Annotated in this window: 22 protein-coding genes and 3 pseudogenes; 13 read left to right on the plus strand and 12 right to left on the minus strand. The window is 61.1% G+C overall.

Going from position 1 to position 21,833, the window contains the following annotated elements; genetic code table 11:
* The first annotated feature begins 6 nt into the window (after positions 1-6).
* The 13 genes and pseudogenes from PWP93_RS35660 (at position 7) to PWP93_RS35720 (ending at position 9,111) form a co-directional block, all read left to right on the plus strand.
* Positions 7-273, plus strand: coding sequence for a hypothetical protein (locus PWP93_RS35660; RefSeq protein ID WP_421048198.1), 267 nt, complete (start codon positions 7-9; stop codon positions 271-273).
* Entirely contained in the window at positions 263-586 is a 324-nt protein-coding gene (locus PWP93_RS35665) for an ArsR/SmtB family transcription factor (protein ID WP_421048199.1), read from the plus strand. Before PWP93_RS35660 ends, PWP93_RS35665 begins: the two co-directional genes overlap by 11 nt.
* Positions 587-598: 12 nt before the next feature.
* Positions 599-1,075 carry an ArsI/CadI family heavy metal resistance metalloenzyme gene (locus tag PWP93_RS35670; RefSeq protein WP_421048200.1) on the plus strand — a complete coding sequence of 159 codons (477 nt, stop codon included), beginning with the start codon at positions 599-601 and terminating at the stop codon, positions 1,073-1,075.
* A 9-nt stretch (positions 1,076-1,084) separates the two neighbouring features.
* Entirely contained in the window at positions 1,085-1,579 is a 495-nt protein-coding gene (locus PWP93_RS35675; RefSeq protein ID WP_421048201.1) for an arsenate reductase ArsC, read from the plus strand.
* Between the two features lie 13 nt (positions 1,580-1,592).
* Positions 1,593-2,087: an arsenate reductase ArsC gene (locus PWP93_RS35680; RefSeq protein WP_421048202.1), complete on the plus strand. Its 495-nt coding sequence runs from the start codon at positions 1,593-1,595 to the stop codon at positions 2,085-2,087.
* Between the two features lie 23 nt (positions 2,088-2,110).
* Entirely contained in the window at positions 2,111-3,181 is a 1,071-nt protein-coding gene (gene arsB / locus PWP93_RS35685) for an ACR3 family arsenite efflux transporter (RefSeq protein WP_421048203.1), read from the plus strand.
* Between the two features lie 19 nt (positions 3,182-3,200).
* Positions 3,201-3,635, plus strand: coding sequence for an arsenate reductase (glutaredoxin) (gene arsC, locus PWP93_RS35690; RefSeq protein WP_421048204.1), 435 nt, complete (start codon positions 3,201-3,203; stop codon positions 3,633-3,635).
* Complete coding sequence (gene arsH / locus PWP93_RS35695) at positions 3,628-4,350, plus strand: arsenical resistance protein ArsH (protein WP_421048295.1); 723 nt, start codon at positions 3,628-3,630, stop codon at positions 4,348-4,350. Before arsC ends, arsH begins: the two co-directional genes overlap by 8 nt.
* Before the next feature lie 3 nt (positions 4,351-4,353).
* Positions 4,354-4,674 (plus strand): annotated as a pseudogene (locus PWP93_RS35700) (MFS transporter); the annotation flags it as partial.
* An 86-nt stretch (positions 4,675-4,760) separates the two neighbouring features.
* Positions 4,761-5,306 carry an aspartate carbamoyltransferase gene (locus tag PWP93_RS35705; RefSeq protein ID WP_421048205.1) on the plus strand — a complete coding sequence of 182 codons (546 nt, stop codon included), beginning with the start codon at positions 4,761-4,763 and terminating at the stop codon, positions 5,304-5,306.
* A gap of 18 nt (positions 5,307-5,324) precedes the next feature.
* Positions 5,325-6,170, plus strand: a complete 846-nt coding sequence (gene arsD / locus PWP93_RS35710; RefSeq protein WP_421048206.1) for an arsenite efflux transporter metallochaperone ArsD — start codon at positions 5,325-5,327, stop codon at positions 6,168-6,170.
* 10 nt (positions 6,171-6,180) lie between these two features.
* The gene (gene arsA / locus PWP93_RS35715; protein ID WP_421048207.1) at positions 6,181-7,971 is read left to right on the plus strand and encodes an arsenical pump-driving ATPase; all 1,791 of its coding nucleotides are present in this window, start codon (positions 6,181-6,183) and stop codon (positions 7,969-7,971) included.
* Positions 7,972-8,026: 55 nt separating this feature from the next.
* Positions 8,027-9,111, plus strand: a pseudogene (locus PWP93_RS35720) (ArsO family NAD(P)H-dependent flavin-containing monooxygenase).
* Between the two features lie 253 nt (positions 9,112-9,364).
* Here the strand turns inward: PWP93_RS35720 and PWP93_RS35725 are convergent.
* The 12 genes and pseudogenes from PWP93_RS35725 to PWP93_RS35780 all read right to left on the minus strand — a co-directional run bounded on the left by PWP93_RS35725 (position 9,365) and on the right by PWP93_RS35780 (position 21,829).
* On the minus strand, positions 9,365-9,991 hold the full coding sequence (locus PWP93_RS35725) for a tyrosine-type recombinase/integrase (protein WP_421048208.1): 627 nt from the start codon (positions 9,989-9,991) through the stop codon (positions 9,365-9,367).
* A 160-nt stretch (positions 9,992-10,151) separates the two neighbouring features.
* Positions 10,152-11,111 (minus strand): DMT family transporter, encoded by a 960-nt coding sequence (locus PWP93_RS35730; RefSeq protein ID WP_421048209.1) that lies wholly within the window; start codon positions 11,109-11,111, stop codon positions 10,152-10,154.
* A gap of 337 nt (positions 11,112-11,448) precedes the next feature.
* Positions 11,449-12,414, minus strand: a complete 966-nt coding sequence (locus tag PWP93_RS35735; protein ID WP_421048210.1) for a DUF2971 domain-containing protein — start codon at positions 12,412-12,414, stop codon at positions 11,449-11,451.
* Positions 12,415-12,639: 225 nt separating this feature from the next.
* Positions 12,640-13,101: a hypothetical protein gene (locus tag PWP93_RS35740; protein ID WP_421048211.1), complete on the minus strand. Its 462-nt coding sequence runs from the start codon at positions 13,099-13,101 to the stop codon at positions 12,640-12,642.
* 60 nt (positions 13,102-13,161) lie between these two features.
* Positions 13,162-14,746 (minus strand): annotated as a pseudogene (tnpC, locus tag PWP93_RS35745) (IS66 family transposase).
* A gap of 18 nt (positions 14,747-14,764) precedes the next feature.
* Positions 14,765-15,133: an IS66 family insertion sequence element accessory protein TnpB gene (tnpB, locus tag PWP93_RS35750; protein ID WP_421043126.1), complete on the minus strand. Its 369-nt coding sequence runs from the start codon at positions 15,131-15,133 to the stop codon at positions 14,765-14,767.
* 52 nt (positions 15,134-15,185) lie between these two features.
* The gene (tnpA, locus tag PWP93_RS35755; RefSeq protein ID WP_421048212.1) at positions 15,186-15,491 is read right to left on the minus strand and encodes an IS66 family insertion sequence element accessory protein TnpA; all 306 of its coding nucleotides are present in this window, start codon (positions 15,489-15,491) and stop codon (positions 15,186-15,188) included.
* A 40-nt stretch (positions 15,492-15,531) separates the two neighbouring features.
* The gene (locus PWP93_RS35760; protein WP_421048213.1) at positions 15,532-16,017 is read right to left on the minus strand and encodes a hypothetical protein; all 486 of its coding nucleotides are present in this window, start codon (positions 16,015-16,017) and stop codon (positions 15,532-15,534) included.
* Between the two features lie 324 nt (positions 16,018-16,341).
* Positions 16,342-18,075, minus strand: a complete 1,734-nt coding sequence (locus tag PWP93_RS35765) for a mechanosensitive ion channel family protein (protein WP_421048214.1) — start codon at positions 18,073-18,075, stop codon at positions 16,342-16,344.
* 398 nt (positions 18,076-18,473) lie between these two features.
* Positions 18,474-18,974 carry a hypothetical protein gene (locus tag PWP93_RS35770; RefSeq protein ID WP_421048215.1) on the minus strand — a complete coding sequence of 167 codons (501 nt, stop codon included), beginning with the start codon at positions 18,972-18,974 and terminating at the stop codon, positions 18,474-18,476.
* 297 nt (positions 18,975-19,271) lie between these two features.
* Positions 19,272-20,018, minus strand: coding sequence for a glucose 1-dehydrogenase (locus PWP93_RS35775; protein WP_421048216.1), 747 nt, complete (start codon positions 20,016-20,018; stop codon positions 19,272-19,274).
* Between the two features lie 419 nt (positions 20,019-20,437).
* Positions 20,438-21,829, minus strand: coding sequence for a hypothetical protein (locus tag PWP93_RS35780; protein ID WP_421048217.1), 1,392 nt, complete (start codon positions 21,827-21,829; stop codon positions 20,438-20,440).
* Positions 21,830-21,833: the final 4 nt, after the last annotated feature.

Consider the following 21,833-nt stretch of genomic DNA (forward strand, 5'->3'; position numbering starts at 1 on the left):
GACTACATGAGTTGGATGCTCGATCATCCGCGGGTCAATTTCGCGATCTCGCAGCGCGGCGCGATGCTGGGGTTTGATCACCTGGGCATCCAGGTCGAAAACGAGGCACAACTCGCCGAAATACATGCGCACTTGCAAGATGCAGCCCCTACCGTCGGTGCGCAGAGCGGCACGGTCTGCTGCTTCGCGAAGGCTGGACTCGAGATTAAGGACCAGTTGAGACTGTCTTGCACCCGTCATAAATTTCGAATATATTGGAAATATGGAAGATAAAGACGTTATCCGTGCCCTTGCGGCCCTTGCCCATGAACTGCGTCTGCGCGTATTTCGGATGCTGGTTGTCGCCGGCCCTGCCGGACTGACGCCCGGCGCCATCGCAGGGCAACTCGACATTCCCAACGCAACACTTTCTTTTCACCTGAAGGAGTTGATGCACGCGGGGCTCGTCACGCAGGAACGCGATGGGCGCAGCCTGATCTATCGAACCGCCTTCGAGCAGATGAACGCGCTGCTCGGCTTTCTGACCGAAAACTGTTGCCAGGGCGAAGCATGCCTTACCCCGGGCGCCGATTCCTGCAAATGCTGAAGGAGAACGTTCATGAAGCGGTTTCACATCCACGTCCACGTGGACGATCTTGCAGCCAGTGTCGCGTTCTATACGAAGCTGTTTGCCGTCGAGCCCGCGCGGGTCGAAGCGGACTACGCGAAGTGGATGCTGAACGATCCCCGCGTGAACTTTGCCATTTCGACGCGCGGCACGAAGGCCGGTGTGGACCATCTGGGCTTCCAGGTAGATGACGCCGATGAACTCGCCGAACTCGCGGAGCGAGCAAGGGCTGCGGACATGGTATTGCTGGGCCAGGGCGAGACCACGTGCTGCTATGCGCGCAGCGATAAGCACTGGATCATTGATCCGCAGGGTATCGCCTGGGAGCATTTTCATACCCTCGATAGCGCACGCGTCTATGGCGAAAGCACCCAGCAACTCCCGCCGTCACGAACATCTGCATGCTGCGTCCCGCGCGGAAATCCCGTTGACGTTCCCGTGAAATCGGCCGGTTCGGCCTGCTGCTGAGTGCACCTCATGACCGGCAGAATCTACAACGTCCTGTTTATCTGCACCGGCAATTCGGCCCGATCGATCCTCGCCGAAGGCTTGATGAACCACTACGGCGCGAACCGATTCAAGGCATATTCAGCGGGGAGCCACCCAACCGGCCCCGTCAATCCCTATGCGCTGCAAGCTTTGCAGAAATTCGGTGTCGGGGCAGACGGATTCCGCAGCAAGAGCTGGGACGAGTTTTCGCGCGACGGTGCCCCCGAGCTGGATTTCGTGTTTACAGTCTGCGACAAGGCTGCGGGCGAAATGTGTCCTATCTGGCCGGGTCAGCCCGTGACGGCCCCTTGGGGCGTGGCTGATCCCGTATCGGTTGAAGGCAGTGAAGCGCGCAGGCAGCAGGCGATCTGGGATGCCGCCGTCATATTGAAACGCCGCATCGAACTGTTCCTTTCGTTGCCTCTCGACAAACTGGACGCCGTGGCACTGCGCAAGGCCGTGCATGACATCGGCAAGCAATAAGGCAGTATCCACGATGACCACCAACGTACTCATTCTCTGCACCCACAATTCCGCGCGCAGCGTGCTCGCCGAGGGCATGCTGAACCACTGGGCGCAGAAGCTCGGCAAGGACGTCCGCGCATACAGCGCAGGCAGCGCGCCGAGCGGGCGTATCAATCCGTTCGCGCTCGAAGCGCTGACGAATGCGGGCATCGATACGGAGGGCTCTCGCAGCAAAAGCTGGGATGAATTCGCGAAGGACGGCGCGCCCCAGATGCGCATCGTCATCACGGTGTGCGACAGCGCGGCCGCGGAGCAGTGCCCGTACTGGCCCGGGAGTCCGGTGAAGGTGCACTGGGGCTATGCCGATCCGTCGAACGCCCCGGGCGGTGATGAAGGCAAGCGTCAGGCGTTCGAACTCACACGCCAGGCCATCGGCTACCGCATGCTGCAGTTGCTTGAACTTCCCTTGGGCCATCTGGGCAATGCCGAGCTTCAGCAGGCACTCAACGAGATCCAGCAAAGCTGAACCCTTACCCATCAACCTGTCCCATGAACACGCCCAACATCGCCACTTCGCGCAAGACCGCGCCCAAACCGCCCATCAGTTTCTTCGAGCGTTACCTGACCGTCTGGGTCGCCCTGTGCATCGTCGCCGGCATCCTCCTCGGCCAGGTCCTGCCCGGCGTCTTCCAGACAATAGGCCGGATGGAATACGCACAGGTCAATCTCCCGGTCGGCCTGCTGATCTGGGTGATGATCATCCCGATGCTCGTCAAGGTCGATTTCGGTGCGCTGCATGAAGTCCGTCAGCACATCAAGGGCATCGGAGTCACGCTCGTCGTGAACTGGCTGGTCAAGCCATTTACGATGGCGTTTCTCGCCTGGCTGTTCATCAAGCACCTCTTTGCGCCCATGCTGCCCGCTGCGCAGCTCGACAGCTATGTGGCCGGCCTCATCCTGCTGGCCGCGGCACCCTGCACGGCGATGGTGTTCGTCTGGAGCCGCCTGACCGGCGGTGACCCGCTGTTCACACTCTCCCAGGTTGCACTGAACGACAGCATCATGGTGGTCGCCTTTGCGCCGCTCGTCGGCCTGCTGCTCGGCATCTCCGCCATTACGGTGCCGTGGGTGACTTTGCTCACCTCGGTCGTGCTCTACATCGTGATTCCGGTGATCCTCGCGCAGATCCTGCGCAAGGTGCTGCTCGGCAAGGGGCAGGCGGCGTTCGATGTCGCGATGGCGAAGATCGGCCCCTGGTCGATCACGGCGCTGCTGGCGACGCTGGTGCTGTTGTTCGCGTTCCAGGGCGAGGCCATCCTGAAGCAGCCGCTGGTCATCGTCCTGCTGGCTGTACCCATCCTGATCCAGGTGTTCTTCAATTCGGCGCTCGCATACGGTCTGAATCGTGCGGTCGGCGAAAAGCACAACATCGCGTGCCCGTCGGCGCTGATCGGCGCATCGAACTTCTTCGAGCTGGCTGTCGCTACCGCTATCGGCCTGTTCGGTTTCAACTCAGGTGCCGCGCTCGCAACGGTCGTTGGCGTGCTGATCGAGGTGCCGGTCATGCTGCTGGTCGTGCGCATCGTCAACCGCTCGAAAGACTGGTACGAATGTGCCTGAGGTCTACGGAAAGAACCACATGAGCAACGTCGTCATCTATCACAACCCGGATTGCGGAACCTCGCGCAATACACTCGCGATGATCCGCAACGCGGGCATCGAGCCAAGCATCGTCGAGTATCTGAAGCTCCCCCCGTCCCGCGAGAAACTTGTCGAGCTCATCGAGCAGTCGGGACTGGCCGTGCGCGACGTCATGCGTCAGAAGGGAACGCCCTACGCCGAACTGAATCTGGACAACCCGGCACTCACCGATGAGCACTTGCTCGATGCGATGATGGCGCACCCGATCCTCATCAACCGGCCAATCGTGGTGACGTCGCTCGGTGTTCGCCTGTGCCGTCCTTCCGAAGTCGTTCTCGAGATTCTCCCGAATCCGCAACTCGCGGCGTTTTCGAAGGAAGACGGCGAAGCGGTTGTCGATGGGGAGGGCAAGCGTGTCCGATCTGATGACTGAGCTCACGACTGACCTGCCGCAGGTCGACCCGACGTTGTTTCGGGTACCCGATATCGACCAACTGCAACCTGCGAAAGCGTCCCCCCATCCGCCGCGTATCCTGCTGCTTTATGGTTCGCTACGGGAACGCTCGTTCAGCCGCCTGCTGACCGAAGAGGCCGCGCGCCTGCTGACGGCCATGGGCGCCGAAGTCCGCACGTTCAACCCGAGCGGCCTGCCGCTGCCGGACGACGCGCCGGACAGTCACCCCAAGGTCTCAGAACTGCGGGAGCTGGTGTTGTGGTCGGAGGGCATGGTCTGGTGTTCACCGGAGCGGCATGGCGCGATGACCGGCATCATGAAGGCGCAGATCGACTGGATTCCGCTTTCGGTCGGCGCGGTCCGGCCGACCCAGGGCAAGACGCTCGCCGTGATGCAGGTGAGCGGTGGGGCGCAGTCATTCAACGCGGTCAACCAGATGCGCGTGCTCGGCCGCTGGATGCGCATGCTGACCATCCCGAACCAGTCGTCTGTGGCCAAGGCATTTCTGGAGTTCGATGAAGCCGGGCGCATGAAACCGTCCGCCTATTTCGATCGCGTGGTCGACGTGATGGAGGAACTGGTCAAGTTCACGTTGCTGACCCGCGATATCGGTCCTTACCTGGTCGACCGGTACAGCGAACGCAAGGAAAGCGCGGAAGCACTGATGAAGCGGGTGAACCAGGCCAGTATCTGATCTATGCCGGCCTTCGATCCCCGTCGCCACGAGAACGACAACGCCGAAACATGGGCGCTGGCGATTGCCCAGCTTGGCTCGTGGGGGGACGCTCTACTACGCGTTCTCGCTTTTTGTCGTGCCGATGGAGCATGAGCTGGGATGGAACCGGACGCTAACCAACGGAGCACTTTCGCTCGGGCTGCTCGTTTCCGGTCTGGCCGCCTATCCGGTCGGAAACTGGATCGATCACGGGCACGGCCGCCTCTGGCCATCTGGTCTCAGGCGGATAGCGTTGCGACGCTTTTTGTGGCTTGTGTGGGCCTCGGTGTTGCGATGGCGGCGAAGCGTGTGCCCACCGTATGATTTCACTCAACCGTCGAACAGGATGCTGGCGCCAGATTCCAGCACACTTCCAGGTGGAATACTCCATGAAACGCCGTTCAGCCACAGTCGTCGCGGCATCGATCGCCGTCCTGCTTGGCATCGTTGTTGCGCCGCCGCCCACCCTTGCCGATGTCACGGCACGCCAGAAAGAGGTTGCGCGACACGGCGTGGACGTGATGCCGTTCTCGCTCGCGGCGACCACCCACGTCTTCACGAAGACCGCAGACGGTGGCGTCCAGCGGGTCGTCACGAAGCACCCAGACGCGAAGCAGACCGCGCTAATCCGCGGACATCTCGCGGCGATCGCCCGTCGCTTCTCGGCAGGCGATTTCGGAGCGCCGGAGCGGATCCACGGCAACGACATGCCAGGCCTCGCCGTATTGCGTGCCGCACGGCCCGGCGATCTGAAGATCGACTATCGCGACGTTCGCAGCGGCGGCGAAATCGTGTATCGCAGCGAGCAGCCTCGTCTGGTCGCAGCGCTGCACGACTGGTTCGATGCCCAACTGTCCGATCATGGGGACGACGCGATGGCCGGGCACGATCCGGGCGCGATGCATCACCATCCCGCAGAAGCTTCAGCGCCGTGAACGTATAGGAGGGCTGGTATGAGCGTGCCTGATTGCGAGATTCGCCGCGCCGCCGCCACGGACTTCGACAGCATTCGCGCGTTGCTGGACCTCTGCGGGTTGCCCGCCAGCGACCTCGCCGCGCAAAGCCTCGGCGGCTTCCACGTCGCCGTGCGCGACGCCGAGATCATCGGAGTAGCGGGACTGGAACAAGCCGGCGATGCGGCCCTGTTGCGTTCGGTCGCAGTTCACCCGCGGCTCCGCGCATCCGGTCTGGGCAACCGCCTGATCGACGCTTCCCTTGCGCTAGCGCAAACGCGATCGCTGCGCGCGCTTTACCTTATTCCGAACGATGAATCCGCCCACGCTTTCTTCGCGCGGCGCGGATTCACGCGCATCGAGCGAAACCACATTCCCGAGGCGATTCGCGGTCTGCCCGAATTCACGCACCTCTGTCCGCAGACGCATCCGTGCTTGTGGAAATCGCTCGATCCTGATTGCTCTGAGGGGCCTGCCATGAAGAAACTCGAAGTGTTTGATCCCGCGATGTGCTGCTCGACGGGCGTTTGCGGTGTGGATGTGGACCCCGTGCTCGCGCAATTTGCCGCCGACCTGAAGTGGGTCGAGGCGCACGGCGTGACCGTGGCCCGCTATAACCTGGGCCAGGAACCGCAGGCGTTCGCCGCCAACGCCGCAGTGGTCAAGGAAATGGAAGCCGGCATGGAACGGCTGCCGATCCTCGTGGTTGACGGCCATATCGTGTCGACCGGCATGTATCCGTCGCGCCAGCAACTCGCGCAGAAACTCGGCATCGTGCTCACGACTTCGGAGAAGCCGCATATCAAGATCGGTGGCCGCTGTTCGCCGGGCTCGGGCTGCTGCTAGGGAGGCGCTCATGTCCCTTCCCGAAACCCAGACCCGATATCTCTTCTTCACCGGCAAAGGCGGCGTCGGCAAGACATCGCTTTCCTGTGCCACGGGCCTCGCTATGGCCGATTCCGGCAAGCGGGTGCTCATCGTCAGCACGGATCCGGCCTCCAATCTCGACGAGGTGCTCGGCGTCGGCCTGAGTCAGTTGCCGACCGCGGTGCCTGGCGCTGCGGGCCTGTTCGCGTTGAATATCGACCCGGAAGCGGCCGCGCAGGTCTACCGGGAACGCATGGTGGGACCGTATCGCGGCGTCTTGCCTGCTGCGGCGATCCGCAACATGGAAGAGCAGTTTTCCGGTGCCTGCACGGTCGAGATCGCGGCCTTCGACGAATTCTCCAAACTCCTGGGCGACCCGGTTGCGACGGCCGATTTCGATCACGTGATTTTCGATACGGCACCGACCGGGCACACGCTGCGCCTCCTGACGTTGCCCTCGGCGTGGAACAAGTTCATCTCGTCGTCGACGGGAGGCGCATCGTGCCTCGGGCCGCTAGCCGGACTTGAGAAGCAGAAAGCGCTGTACACGGCGACCGTCGAACGTCTGTCGAACGCGGCGGAGACCACCATCGTCCTCGTGAGCCGTCCCGAAGCCGCTGCGCTGCGCGAGGCGAATCGCACGCGGCACGAGCTGGCCGAACTCGGCATTCGCAACCAGGTGTTGGCGCTCAACGGCCTCTTCGCCACCGAGCGCAACGACGACGCGATTGCGACCGCCATGGCGCAGCGCGCGCAACAGGCGCTGGCCGACCTGCCGGCCGAACTGGCCGGCTTGCCGCAGACGCGCATTCCGTTCCTGCCGCGCGGCACGGTCGGGCTGGACGCGCTGCGCGACATGGCGCATCCCGAGCGCGCGCGCATGCCGACCGAGCGCCGGATGCCCGAAACCGCCTTGCCGCCGGGCCTCGCCGGTCTCGTCGACGCGCTGTCGGCCGCGGGCCACGGCGTGATCATGACGATGGGCAAAGGAGGCGTGGGCAAGACCACGGTAGCGGCGGCCATCGCCGTCGCGCTCGCAGGGCGCGGACACGACGTGATCCTCTCGACCACCGATCCGGCCTCGCATGTGGCCCCCACCGTCGATGGCGTCGTACCTCGCCTGAGCGTCACACGCATCGATCCGGCGCGGGAAGTTCAGCAGTACACGGAAGAGGTGCTCGCCAAAGCCGCACCGCATCTCGACGCGGGCGGCCGTACGATGCTCGAAGAAGATCTGCGCTCACCCTGCACCGAAGAAATCGCCGTCTTCAGGGCCTTCGCACGTACGGTCGACCAGGGCAAGTCCGGCTTTGTGGTGCTGGACACGGCGCCGACCGGGCACACCATCCTGCTGCTGGACGCAGCCGAGGCCTATCACCGCGAAGTGATGCGCACGCAGGGCGAGATGCCGGAGTCGGTCCGCCAGTTGCTGCCGCGTCTGCGCGACCCGGATTACAGCCGGATCCTCATCGTCACGCTGCCTGAAGCGACACCGGTTCACGAAGCGGAGCGGCTGAGCGCCGACCTTGCGCGCGCCGGCATCACGCCCTACGCGTGGGTCATCAACCAGTCGCTGCTGGCGAGCGGCACGACAGATCCGATGCTGTGCCAGCGGGGCACTTGCGAAGTGCCGTTCGTGCGCCGCGTGGCGGACAACCTGGCACAGCGCACCGCACTGATTCCATGGCTCGCCGAGGCGCCGGTCGGGCCCGCTGGCCTCAAGCACGTGATTACGTCGCAGGCGGCCCACGTAGTGCAGTGCACCGACCACTGCCTTTAAGCTCAATGGGCCGCGCGACCGCCCGAATTCGAATCAGGAGATGGGACGAAAGCGCATGCCTGCAGACATTGATGTCGTAGTCATCGGAGGCGGCCAGGCCGGCCTTGCCACCGCCTACTTCCTGCGTCGTGCGGGACTCGACTATCTCGTGCTGGATAACCAGAGCGCACCAGGAGGCGCCTGGCGACATACCTGGGACTCGCTACACCTGTTTTCGCCGTCGCAATGGAGTTCACTGCCAGGCTGGCAGATGCCCGTAACACACGACACCTACCCGTCGCGCAACGAGGTTATCGACTATCTGGCGCGATATGAGGAGCGTTATCACATCCCTGTCCGGCGCCCCGTTCATGTCAAATCCGTTTCACGCGTTCAGGGTGGCTTGCTGGTCAGCACCGATCGCGGGGAATGGATTGCCAGGGCAGTCGTGAGCGCGACCGGCACCTGGAGCGCACCCTATGTCCCGGACTACCCCGGACGCGAGATCTTTAGTGGTCGTCAGATGCATTCGGCGCAGTATCTCGCAATCCGGACGATCTGCGCGGACAAAACGTGCTGGTGGTGGGCGGCGGCAACTCAGGCGCGCAGATCCTGGCGGAGGTATCGACGGTCTGCAACGCTACGTGGGTGACGTTGCAGGAACCTGTTTTTCTTCCCGACGACGTAGATGGCCGGGTCTTGTTCGAACGCGCGACCGCCAAATGGCAGGCTCTACGCGACGGAATTGCGATGACGGTGCCAGTAGGTGGTTTGGGCGACATCGTCATGGTGCCTCCTGTACGGGACGCGCGTGCGCGAGACGTGCTGCATGCAGTGCGTCCGTTCAGCCGCTTCGATACAGACGGCGTCGTCTGGAGCGACGGCACGCATTCCCGCATCAATGTCGTGATCTGGTGCACCGGGTTCCGCCCCGCACTCAAACATCTTGACCCGCTACAGATCTGTGACGCCGATGGCTTGCCGAGGACAGATGGGACGCACGCCAGAGACGAGGAACGCTTGTGGCTGGTCGGCTACGGCGAGTGGTGCGGGGCTGCGTCGGCCACGCTCATCGGTGTAATGCGTAGCGCTCGCGACGCGGCGGGGAACATAGCCCAATATCTGCGCCCCATACAGCCGCGCAGCACATCGGCACCCTAGCCGATAAGAGCATCACCAATGAGGCATCGCCCCCCTTTTATGTCACGCCACCTCCTGGTTATGTGCCAGGCGCCGGGGATCGAGGCCGAGCCGTAGTTTCCAGGGTGCCCCGCGCAGGGTACGATGAAGGCAAACCTTAACCAAAAAATGGGTCCGTTCCTTTGCGTTGAACGGACGCTCGCACGGCCATGTGGAGTCGACGGCGAATGACCGATCGTGGCCGGCAAGTGTCCGCTCGCCGGCCATGTTGCCGTCAGACCTCGGTCTGCTCCGCCATCTCGAGGGCATCGTCGACTTCAATGCCGAGGTAGCGCACTTTGCTTTCTAGTTTGGTATGTCCGAGCAGTAGCTGGACCGCCCGAAGGTTCTTCGTCCCCCGGTAGATCAACGAAGCCTTGGTGCGTCGCATGGTGTGGGTGCCGTACGCCGTATCGTCGAGTCCGATCGATGCGATCCACCGATGAACCACTCGGGCGTATTGTCGTGTCGACAGATGGGGCGACGCACGCAATCGGCTTGGGAACAGATAGTCGGTAGACTTCAATCCCCGCACCCGAATCCATGCCTCAAGGCTCTGACGAGTCTGCTCCGTGATCTCGAACTGAACCGGCCGTTGCGTCTTCTGTTGCATTACCATTGCCCGCGATCCGACGTGGGCGCCTTGGCAGACGTCTTGCACCCGCAGCCGCGTCAGATCGCATGCCCGAAGTTTGCTATCAATTGCGAGTTTGAACATAGCCAACTCGCGAATGTTCGAAGACATCTGGAGCCGGGTGCGAATCGCCCAGATTTCTGGAAGCTTCAACGGCGGCTTCTGGCCGGTGAGTTTGCCCTTGTTCCACGGCACACGGTTGCCTGCGCGACCATTCTGCGTTTCCATGATGATCTCCTTCCAGTTGAAGAGAGGACCAGTGTGCCGTCTTGCTGTGGAAGCAGTGGTCGCTACTCGACCCGGAGCAGTCACCCATCGATGTGCCCTTGAGCGGCCGGTTCCGGATCGGAAGCGGCCGCTCAACAATGCTGCGCATCGCCAGCGCGACTTACCTGGAAATCCGGTTCGACTGTACTGCCGGTGAATGCAGGACTTTCAACGCTATAACGACTCCGCAAACGATGGCGCCGATGCCGAATGCCTCGTCGAACGTAGGCCACCGATGACTTGCCACGAGCCCGAACGACGTCGCGAATACCGTCTCGGTCACGATAAGCTGACCTGCAAGCCCGATTGGCAGCTTCTTCGATGCTATCGTCCACGCCCACGAACCACCAATCGACCCTACTGCGGCCAGAACAAGTGAACTCGCCAGAACAAGTCCGAATGACGACCACTGGATGCCAAGTCTGGTGATATTCAGCAGCGACAGTGGTGCAGCGACTGGAATAAAGAGCGCAATCTCGAGAGCGCCACCGATCATCATCATCGCCGTCCACTTCCTCGGGTCCATCCCGGGGCGCTTTCTTAGTGCGTTTCGATTGGATAGGGCGAAGGCGGTCCACAGCGATACTGCGCCAAACGAGATTGCGATGCCAGCGATGACTCGAGTCGACAGGCCATCAAGCGCCTCGATCAGCCCGGACGAGTTGACCATCATCAAGCCCAACGTGATGAAGCCCAGAGGGATACTCAGAACTCTCCACGATGTGGCCTGTGTGCCCTGATTCCCAACGATGGCTAGCACCACGGGTACAGTCGCGACAATCGCTGGCGGGACAATCGGCCCGGCGAAGCGTACGGCTGACATGATCGTCACGAAATAGCCCACATACCCGACGAGGCCTAGCCATGCCGCGACCAGCCAGTCGACTAAGGTCGCGTGCGACCCGCGATCCTTCACGGCGATGAACAGAACAGCGCCCAATATTCCCGAAAGCAGGAATCGCGTAACAGCCAGGTCGTAGATGGAGTACTGACCGATCACGTAAGGCGCAACAAAATTGAGCGACCAGGAGAATGCCGCGAAAACGGCAGCAAACACACCCATCAGAGACCGCACCTGCATTCTCAGCTCCCGGAGTCAACGTAATCAGGTTAGCGGGTGCAGCGCCGCCGACCTTCCGGAAACAGCCCTGTTCTTACCCCGGAACGACAACTTTTGTGACGCCATCCCGGTAGTAAGCGGCCCTCGGTGGGGCCGCTCAGAGGAAAACGCCAGCGACGCTTCTTGGCCGGGTGCCGACTCATGCATTGTGCATACGCAGCTTCAACCTCGCGAGGCTGCGATCGGCAGCAGGCGACCCTGAGCTGCCGTTAAATTTTGCGGGAACGCAACGACGGCTCCCGAGGCACAACCGCCATTCGCCTCATCAAGTCGGCGGTGCTCGGCATTCCGGGCCACCTTAAGCCTGCGAGGCGCCGTCTTGCGTCGCGTACTTTCTGAAAATTTCATGAATTGACAGCGCACGCCGGGGGTAGGTTGCCGAGAGTTCATTCACGTTCAGTTCGCTGCGCGTAAGCTCAAACGTTCCGTGAACTTCGTGCGTTTTGTAAAGCCTCACCGCCTTTTCGCGCCGGTCTAAGGCGCGCGCCACAGTGTGCATAACGGTTGCGTCACATCTCATGCCGAACACGATCTCGGCCATCTCCAGCGGCGAATTTTGGGCTCCCCGTGGTCCAAGCAATCGCCACTCCTGCTCATAATGCCAATCGGGCGCTTTCGTCAGAAGGACCGCTTCGTCCACGGCGACTCTGGCTTGCTCGTCATGATCAAGCACCATCGCAGCGACGGCGCTCGCACGCACAGTCCTGTGACCGCCATATCTGATGGGATAGATCTGTGATTGCGCTTCGGGAGGCATGCTGTATCCAATACAGAGACCGCGATGTTGCTTACCGTAGTGGCTCCACATTAGCGGGCAGTCGTATCGCGTAGCCAGCGATAGGATTCCCTTGTTGTACTGCTGAAGTAGCTCGGCTTCGATCGCGTTTGCGAGCACCAAAGCAATAGATCCCGGCGGCCCGTCGGAAAGCTCAGGGTCAGTGGCTTCGTAACGCAGCCTATCGATCATCTCCTGTGCAGCGGCACGACTATGCTTCTCAATATGGGACATCGTTTTCGGACCGCGATATTTCACGGCACGCGCACCTGCCTGCATCGCATCCTCAACGCGCCGACGGATTAACTCGAAAACTGTGTCTTCCATCCTTCCAACGTCACAGTCCGGTTCGACACACGGCTTCGTGTCTAGCGGATCGTTGAATGTGTTCGGGTCGGCGTAATAGACACGGTCGGCACACAGAAGCTCGATTGTCCGTTCATTGAAATGGCGGTACTTGTACAGAACAGGCGGAACTACGTTCGTCATACTGGATTTCTCCGTGCTTTGGCGCGGGCAAGCGCTGTGCGCCGCCTAAATCGCTAGCCAGACTTTGGAGGATTGTAGTGAGTCCTCTAGTCGCGTCAATTCGCCTGGATCATACCTTCGATGATGTCGTTCTTAAGTTAGCCTCTGACAAATCGGCCGTCCGCGATCGTCCACTAGCCGGCATTGCGGTGGCAGGAAGCCGAAAGTCAAGGGGAGTCAATGGGGTCAATAATCCTGTGTATAGCGCGGGTCGTTTTCGCCAGCGTGATCGGTGATTATTTGCTTGACCTGTCGGCCGATGATAGCCCATGCGCTCGGATATCTATCGCGAATCGATGCGTGCGAGTCATTCCAGAGAGCAATGATTTTATCGTCCGAGAGATACTTCCTGAGAGTCTTTAGAGTGGCCGGGCCAGCCATAACCAGCATGGTGGGGCTCTTGTTGGCCGCCCAATTATTAGTGCTTTCGACGACGCCGTAGAAGTGCCCGGCATCCGACTGTGACGTCCAAACGTCGTGGTTGTGCCACTCATAGCCGCGCGCTTCGAGCGCAGCAGCGGCGCGGTCGCGTTCCGCACATGCTGGGCCATCCGGTGCGCCGTAGCAGGCATTCTGCGCCGCCCACCACTTTTGCACGAGTGCGGCATCGCTGACGGCTGTCACTGCGCCGTTAGCGCTCGCCGACATCGACACAGCCGTGGCGGGTACGCTGGCAGTAATCGGTAATTCACCGACGTTCTTGCGATCTCAGGCGCTCTGATGCAAGGGCGAGCGCGGGGATTGCCGGCGAAGAGTGATTTCCACATCCTCGGCGTGAGTTCATGCACGCGCGATGCCGGATGCTGGCCCACGCGCTGCAACACGTCGACCAGATAGTCGTAGGGATCGATGTCGTGCAGCTTGCACGTCACCAGCAGGCTTTGCGCGATACCGATCTGCCGGCGCCGAGTTCGGTCCAGCAGAACATCCAGTTCTTCTTGCCCATTGGGATGGCGCGCAGCGCCCGCTCCAATGAATTCGTATCGATCTCGACATCCGCATCATCCAGATACAGCAACAGGCCATCGCGGCGCTCACGGACATAGGCCAGCGCCTTCGTGAGCGGACTGCTCGGCAGCAAGCCTTGCGCTTCGAACTGCCTGTCCACCCAGACGAAGAACTGCTGCGCCACCGGCTTCGCATGCTGCTGCCTCCATGCGCGCTTGCCGGAGCCTGTCAGGCCCTTCTGCCGGATGTCTTCCTCGACGCGATACAGCGCGCCGATATGCTCCAGCGCTTCGGCCACGCGTGCCGGCTCGATCTCTTCGGCCTTCACGAAGGCACGCCTGCTGTGCGCCCAGCACTGCGCGTGGGCCAGACCCGTCTTCTTCGCATACCAGGCGTACGCCTTGTAGCCGTCCGTGTGCAGGACGCTGCCAGCCGCCGCGGTTTGCCCGAGCAACTGCTCGACGTGCTCCTGCCGCCGGCTCGGCTGGTAGTGGAAGCAGATCTCCTCGAGCTCGCCCATCACCGGCCAGAAGTACGCCGACTTCATCTTGCCCGGGCCGTCCCGTCCGGCCTTGATCGGCGTCTCGTCCATGCGCTTGACACGCGAGCTCAGGATCGACTGCCACTGCGCGTCGTGGACGGGCTCGATCAGCGCAATGGCCGCTTGCGCGATCTGCGTGAGCCACTGCCGCGACACGCGGATGCCGCACTGGGCAAGCCGCTGATGTTGGCGGTACAGCGGCAGGTGGTACACCAGCTTGTCGATGAGCAGCCCGGCGATGAACGACACATCGGCGCGGCTGCCTTCGATCACACCAACCGGCGCCGCAGGACACGACAGTGCCTGCGTATCGCGCCGCTTGATCACCGGGCGCACGTACTTGAGCACGACATAGCTGCCGGGACGTTGGGCCAGCCGGTGGCTCACACGCTCGCCGATTACTTCGTAATCCTCGGGATCGAGACCTGCGCTCTCGGGGTTCGCGATCTCGATGACTTCGACCGGCACCTTGCCCTCGTCGAAGAACAGCGTTGATTCGTCGACACCCGGGCGACTGGGCGTGGTGCTGCGCTCGTGGCCTGCTATGCGCGTCTTCCTGCCCGGCGCCGGTGCATCGGGCACAGCATCGAAGGCTTCGCCCAGCGTGCCTTGTGCCGCATCGGGCTGTACGATGCGACGCTCGCTCTTGCGGCCGAACAGCTGGCGCTGGAACCACGCGACTTGCGCGCGCAATTGTGCGTTCTCGCTCAGTACCGCTTCGCATCGCGCTGACAACGCCGCCACGTGCGCAGTGAGCGCTACGAGCGTTTCGTCGGTGGCGGCAGTCGATGGCATGGCCACCATCATAGGGCAACGCATGCCTCATGGCGAGGGCCTCACCGGCGACTGTGGCTGCGTGTGCCGGTAACGATGCCGCTGCCGGACGACCTCGATTCCCTCGAGCAACAGCTTCAGTTGGGTGACATCGATCTCACGCGTGTCCGCCCGGTTCCAGTTGGCCAGAAATCGGCCTTGCTCGAGCCGCTTGGCCCAAACGCACCAGCCGCTGCGATCGAAATAAAGCACCTTGATTTGCGTGGCACGACGATTGATGAACGCGAACAGATGGCCCCCAAGTGGATCGACCGGCATGCTGTGGCGTGCGATCGCGTGCAAGCCATCGAACGAGCGCCGCATGTCCACGGGTGCGCCGTACAGGAACACACGTACCTGCTGCTCAGGGAAGAACATCAGCTTCTCGCGATTGTCAGAACGATGCCGCCGGGCAGATCGAGGCGGATCGTCAGATTCGCCTGTCCAGCCTGCGTGCCCGGGTTGATGTGCGTGTCAGTTGCCGCAATGGTCCCCAGATCGACAAGGCCGAGTCCCCGGCGGATGCATCCACGCCACACGGAGATGCCAGGCCCTGCAAGCGCCGCCGCCAATGATAGAAGCGAAACTCCGACACCGACTCCTCACGGCAGAACGCTCTGACCGTCAGTCCGCGCTCTGCGAAGCGTGCCAGCCTCTGGCGCCACGCTAATTCCACTTCCTCTCGCTTCGCTGCTGCCTTCATCGTCTGCTCCTGATCGCATTGAACGAGGAGCATTCTGCAACGACATCTACGCGAACTCTATAACGCTCATGGCTTACCGCTTACCGCTGGCAGCCGTCTCGCGCTCGGACGGTAAGCGGGCGATGGTCCCGATATGAGCGTCGGGCGTGCTTTCTGGCTTTGGGCGCTCGGGGTCGCCGGGCAGGAAGCCCCTCATGTTGAGTCTCACCTCGTCGAGGCAATGCTTGCGCGACTGCATTGTCACGTCAGCGACCCACGGTGGCGTCGTCAGGTTTACGCCCAGACCCGGCATGAGTAGTTGTGCCTGCGGGTCTCGAATCACTGACTGGCGAAACCGGGCGATAGCGGCCGGGTCGCCACTTCGGTCGACTTCAAGCGCTTCCTGCATCACCGCGGCATAGTGGTCGCAGAATGCCTGGTCCGCGCGGGAAGGTTCGCGAGCGTGCGCTGTGCCCACGGACACGGCGGCGAGCGCACACGTCATCAGGCCGCGCGCAGGCTCCAAAACGCCCAATACGGATTTTCCCCGTTTCTGTGTGTTTCGCTCTTTGCTTTTCATCTTGGTGATCCCCGTCGTTGTTTTTTGCCTAGCGGAACAACCTCTGGCGTGCATCTTCTCATTAAACGAACGGAATGCCTTCGGGTGTCGCTTTAGAAAAGATGACCACTGCGATCGGCGCCCTGGATGTCCGTTGCCGAGACGAAACCGGCATTCGAAGGTCTGCACCGGAGCACTTGACAGTGGCCGAAGTTGGCCGGCTAGCGCCCGACGACAGAGCGCGACGATCGCCGCTGGCGCGGCCTTTCATGCAAGGGGCATAAAGCGCCCCGCTGCTGCTGATCAAGTCATGGACATTCAACGGAAGGTATCAAACACGAGGAGTCACTTGGTTCGCCAGACGACGGGCTGCTGGTCGGCCAGAGCCGGTGGAGATGCACCGTTGTCTGCGTTCTCCGCTTCTGCCCGTTGACCGGACGATGCCGGCGCCGCATACCACTGCTCCTGTCGCACAATTTTCGGTTCGGCCGGATCACGCTCGTAGGCGGGCGTCATGATCTGGACTCCATACTCATTGAAGACATCAAGGATATGTCGATGCAGTTCCGCATGAATTTGAGCAATCGCATGCGGGTCATGGATAAATCCGTTCAGTTCGTAAGTGATGGCGAAGTCGCCTAGCGCGATCAGCAGGATGAAAGGCTGTGGATCTCCGACAATTCCCATGGTTCGCTTTGCCGCCATGCGAAGCATGGCCTCCACCTGCCGCCAAGGCGTCTCATATCCTATTCCGACCGTGGTATGGAGGATCAGTCCTGGGGTCGCAGCCAGGGAGCTGAAGTTTGTTACGTCGCCATTCAGTATCTGCGAATTGGGAATCGTGACCTCCTCGTTCTTGATCGTCCGCAGATGGGTCACTTGTAGGCGGATGGCGATCACGTCACCAACGACGTCGCCCACCTTTACGCGGTCGCCGACCTTGAAGACCCTTCGATAAGTCATCAGGTAGCCGGCAATTAGATTGGAAATCGCGGCCGAAGACCCGAGGGAGAATACCAGTCCGATGAAGATCGAAATTCCCTTGAAAGCGGCAGATTCAGAGCCGGGAATATATGGGTAAGCGACGATGAGCGCGAAGGCAAAGATCAGGACCCGGACGAGCCGGTACGTGGGCAGAGCCCATTCCGGCTCGAATTGGGTGAACGTAACGCGCTTCTGTGCCACTGCGTCGAAAAAATGCCGGGTCAAGCGAAGGACGAACCGGCACAGATAGTAGATGATGGCCAGAACGAGAATGTCCGGGATGCTCGCGCCGACGGACTTCCCCAAATGTTCGACCGCGCCAGCGGCGAGGTCGAACAGGTCGTTGGAGATGGAGCGGGTCCAGGGAAAGAGCGCAAGTACGTAATGCAGGTATGCATACGCTGACACAACGATGCTCGCGACGCCAACCAGAAACATCAGACCATGAAACACCTTCCAGATAGTTTCCGAACGGAGGATCTGAAACGACTGGATACCGACTGCGTGGACCCGACTCATCAGAAGTCGGGAGAGCGCTTTGTCCAACCACCGGTTGAGGACGAGCAGAACGGCAATAACCAGCACCAGAAGGATTGTGGCTCCGCCGCCATATAACCCTGCCTTCACCAGAGCGTCACTTGTACGTGACTGCCGGTACTCGTCGATGGCCTCGCGGATTCGCGACAGATGCAATGTGGCGAGATGGTCACGGCTCGTGTGTTCCAACTGTGCATCCGCTTCGCTCACGATCATCAGCGTAGCTTGCCCGGCCATGATCATCGTGACGTTCTCCACGACTTCGGCGCTTAACCGGTCGCTCGGAAATGCGGGGTCCGCCGCGACTCTCTCGATTCTTTCCCTGATGGCGTCGGCGCGCTGCTGGGCGGGAAAGGACGAAACCCCTCGAACCCTGAACAGGAGCTGACCGTCGATCTCGACGGGGGCCGTTTCCAGCACCGACTCAAGGAGCACGGGCGTTTCCGGGCGCACCTCCTCACTCGCGGCCTGAATTGAAGACGCCAGCATCATGAGCAACAGCGTAAGGATGGGAATCCTGAGAGACATTGCGCCCTCTGCGGCCAACAAGGCCGTCATCGTGTCACCGGACAAGGCGTCTACTCGGCACATGTTTGCCAGAAGACTTCTCACGGATATCCTGCCGTGCGCGAGACTGGCGCTTTTGACTTATATCAAGACCAAAGAGGACACCTGGATCGTCGAACGCGACAAAGATGGTCGTCGACCGCCGCAACAACTGGTTCGGTGGGCAGGAGGCGCGCGCCAACTGAGCGAATGGCCGTTTGCATGCTCGAACCGACGCTTGAATGGCGGCTCAAACGAGAATTCCAACGACTGCAGGTGGCCGTACTCTGCCCGCTGGGTCGGTCCCGGCTCGACCCTGAGCTGCCGGTCGATTGCAGAAAATCGGGTGGCCGGTTTCGGAGGTTAACCGGCTGCCCGAGCCCGATCAGAGCTGGTACCCGACTCTCAGGCTACTCTCCAACCCTGTCCAGCCATGTCGTGTACGTTGGACTTGTGTCCGACGGCAAATTCCGCATATGGGCCTGAAACTCGTCCTGCATGCCGAACATTTTCCACACCAGCGGCGCCAACTGGGCAACCAGGCTGTTTGTTTGCCCCGCTTCGCATAGCAGTTGCAGGCTGCGCTCCTTGTATTCCGCGAGTACGTCCGACTGGTAGTCCCGTGCCTTGCCCAAGATGTACATTAGCTTCGGGATCTCTGCCGAAGGCCAGTGCAGGGCCATAGTGAGGGGCCAGTCAAGCATTGCACGTTCACCCCACATCGCGGTTTTTGGCATGCTCTCGTTAGCAAGCAGCGTCAACGTGAAGGCTTGACCCAACTCTCCCAGATACGCAGGCATGACATCTGACCGGTCCGCTCGATCGGTAAAAATCGCGGGGCTAAACACACATTGACGGATGCTGCGCAAATTGCTGCCCGTTGAATCCGCAGCCGAACCTTGCCAATTCAAGGGCGATGCTTTACCAAGAGATCAGTCAACCGCCAGCGGCGTGTATCAACTGCCACGAAGCTGTCGCCCCGGAGCGAAGCGGTTGATTTGGAACGGAGAGTGCGTTGACCGTCATCAAAAATTCCGTTTTCGTCGGCACCGTTGCAGCACATCGCCACATCTGAGGGCGGCATCACGGGACGTAAGCCGCTATGTCCCGATTTAATGCGAATTGGCACGTCCGCGGCAGTCGCGGAGCGTGCCCGCATCTCGAAGCAAGTCGATCGTTGACCCAAGGGCCAGCTCCGCCAACCCGCCTTACCGCATTCCCCCACTGGCGACGATGTGCTCCCCCGTCAACCATCTTGCATCGTCCGATGCAAGAAAAACGACGGCCGACGCAATATCATCCGGCTGTCCCACGCGGCCGAGTGGCGTCTGGCTGACAGCAAGGGTCTCGAAGTCGGAGCCGATGACCCCCGCACTGTGCGTACCCTCAGTCGCTACCACGCCGGGATTGATCGCGTTCACGCGGATCTTCCTCGGTCCCAGCTCGCGTGCGAGCACGCCGGTGATCGCATCCACTGCGCCCTTCGTGCCGCTGTAGACGGCGCTCGCCGGTGGCGTAATGGTCGTTACGACCGAACTGACGTTGATGATGCTCGCGCCTTCGCCAAGATGCTTGACGGCCGCCTGCGTGGTGAGCAGCACGCCGAGCACGTTCGTGTCGAACTGCCTGCGGTAATGCGTCTCCGTGATCTCTTCGATCGGCGCGAACTCGTAGACGCCAGAGTTGTTGACGAGTATGTCGAGGCGACCGTAAGTTTCGATTGCCTTGTCGACAATACCTTGCGCATCGGAGGCCTTCGACACGTCGCCGCCTACGGAAATCGCGCTCCCTCCGGCCGTAGCAATCGCGGACACGACCGCATCCGCCCCCGCCTTGCTGCTCGCATAGTTGACGACCACCGAGGCCCCTTCGGCCGCGAGCGCCTTCGCGATAGCGGCACCGATACCTTTCGACGCGCCCGTGACAACGGCCACCTTTCCTGCAAGTCTGCCCATGATGTTTCCCTCAGCGTAAATCGCACTATCGACTGGAACCGGCATCTTGAACTCCACAAAGCAATCGGCCGGCGATGAGTCTGAATGTAGAGGTCCGCGCCTGTCAAACGAACTAAAGTTGATACGAATTCGCTACTAAAGTTGGGACTTTCTTGATTTCAGAAGGCTCTGGCAATGTTGGGCCTATACGGACAAGGGTTTGCCGACGATTGACGTAAAGTTGAAACCCCATTTCGAACCGAAAGTTCGCCTCTCCGGTTGACAATGCGTGCCAACACCGCCGGCTGATCCCGGGAGATCAGTCAGCGAATGCGTTACGGATTTTCCTCACACGCGTCACGCCATCGTGCCGACGTCACGCGGCAGAAATGTCGAGATGCGGTCATGCTTTTGATCTGCTACAAATGCCTCGGACCGATTTATACATGCCGTCGCAGTGCCGCCAGTTCCGAAGGCCGCACAAGTTGTCCGTGCAGCAGATATTTCCCCCTGACTCGCATGAATAGAACAATGCGCGACCATGCCCACGCGGATCTCGCGAGGTCTTCCGATAGCCAGACGGACATCTTGTCCCGCCATTGGCCAGGTGAGATTTCAACCGGGCGATGTGGGGCATTGGCAAGCCAGCCCGTCAGACCAACGGCTGGCATCGAGAGCGCATTATCCGACGCGCACGTCCGCGAGAAGCCGTACCAACTGATCGACCAACCGAGCGCGGCTGCCTGATTTGCGCTTGTTTCCCGGGCGTGGACGACAAATTCATTTTGTTCATTCACCATGGAGAGACGACGTACAAAGGCAATTCCTTGCGTATCACCGAAGAGTCTGCGCCCGACGCGCTTCAAAAGGTGTTCATATGCCAAAAAATCGTCACCGAAATGTGGCCAGTCGCGTCGGGCATAGGGCATGTCGCCAGTTTGCTGATCTTCGCATGGCAACGGAACAATGCGGCCCGGTCGCGCCGCCTTCGCCATAGTGTTGTGCCGTCCGAGGAGTTTTAACGGTGAAGGCGGAGGAACATCGTAAAGCTGGTTCAGTAGCCGCGTATGCCGGGCCAGACACGTCATCCGGCTTTCAATTTCTGGCGGTGGCTGAAATGCGAATCTGCCGGTTGCCTGATTACGAGGCCGATACGGCGTGGTGGCGACTGGCATCAGCGTTTCGGCGACATGACTCTGCCAGCGTCTGAGGATTCGGGCTGCACGCCCGATCATCGGCGCGCAACGTCCGGCAGGCCGATCCAGCACCGGAACCCAGGGTGTATTGCACCGTGCGCACGACAGCGGGTGCGTTGCCATACTGCGGTCCAGGACATACGGTATGGCCTCGGCACATTTCAGACATCCTTGTTGCAGAGCACATCCATGCACGGGACAGCGTTCGATAAATCGCCACTGAAACCACGCGGCGTGGAAGCCCAGCTCAAGGCATGCGGAACAATAGCGCAATTCCGTAGCTGCCCATGCCAGGGCAGGGTGGCCCGTCAAAAAGCAGAATCCCTCAAGGGCCGAAGCTTCCGGAATCTGAAGAATGCTGGAGAGCCGAGACGGTACAAATCGATCGGCTCGCCGGAGGTCCACGCCCTCAGAAGATGCTTCGTCGGTTCGTACGGCAATGAGAGCTGCCAACGCGTGCAGCGACAGACGGTTGAAGAGCGAGAATTTCGACAGCCGCATCCACATTGACTCTCCGTCGCTGCTCCAGTCAGGGCGGGTGGTGTAGCTCGCCGGGGTAGAGCACGTCTGCAGCACCAGCGACTGCCAGAAGTCGCCTGGCAAATCCGGCGGTACGGCATCGCGACTGGTATTCATGACG

The organism is Paraburkholderia sp. A1RI-2L, assembly GCF_048957375.1.
Taxonomy (GTDB): Bacteria; Pseudomonadota; Gammaproteobacteria; order Burkholderiales; family Burkholderiaceae; genus Paraburkholderia.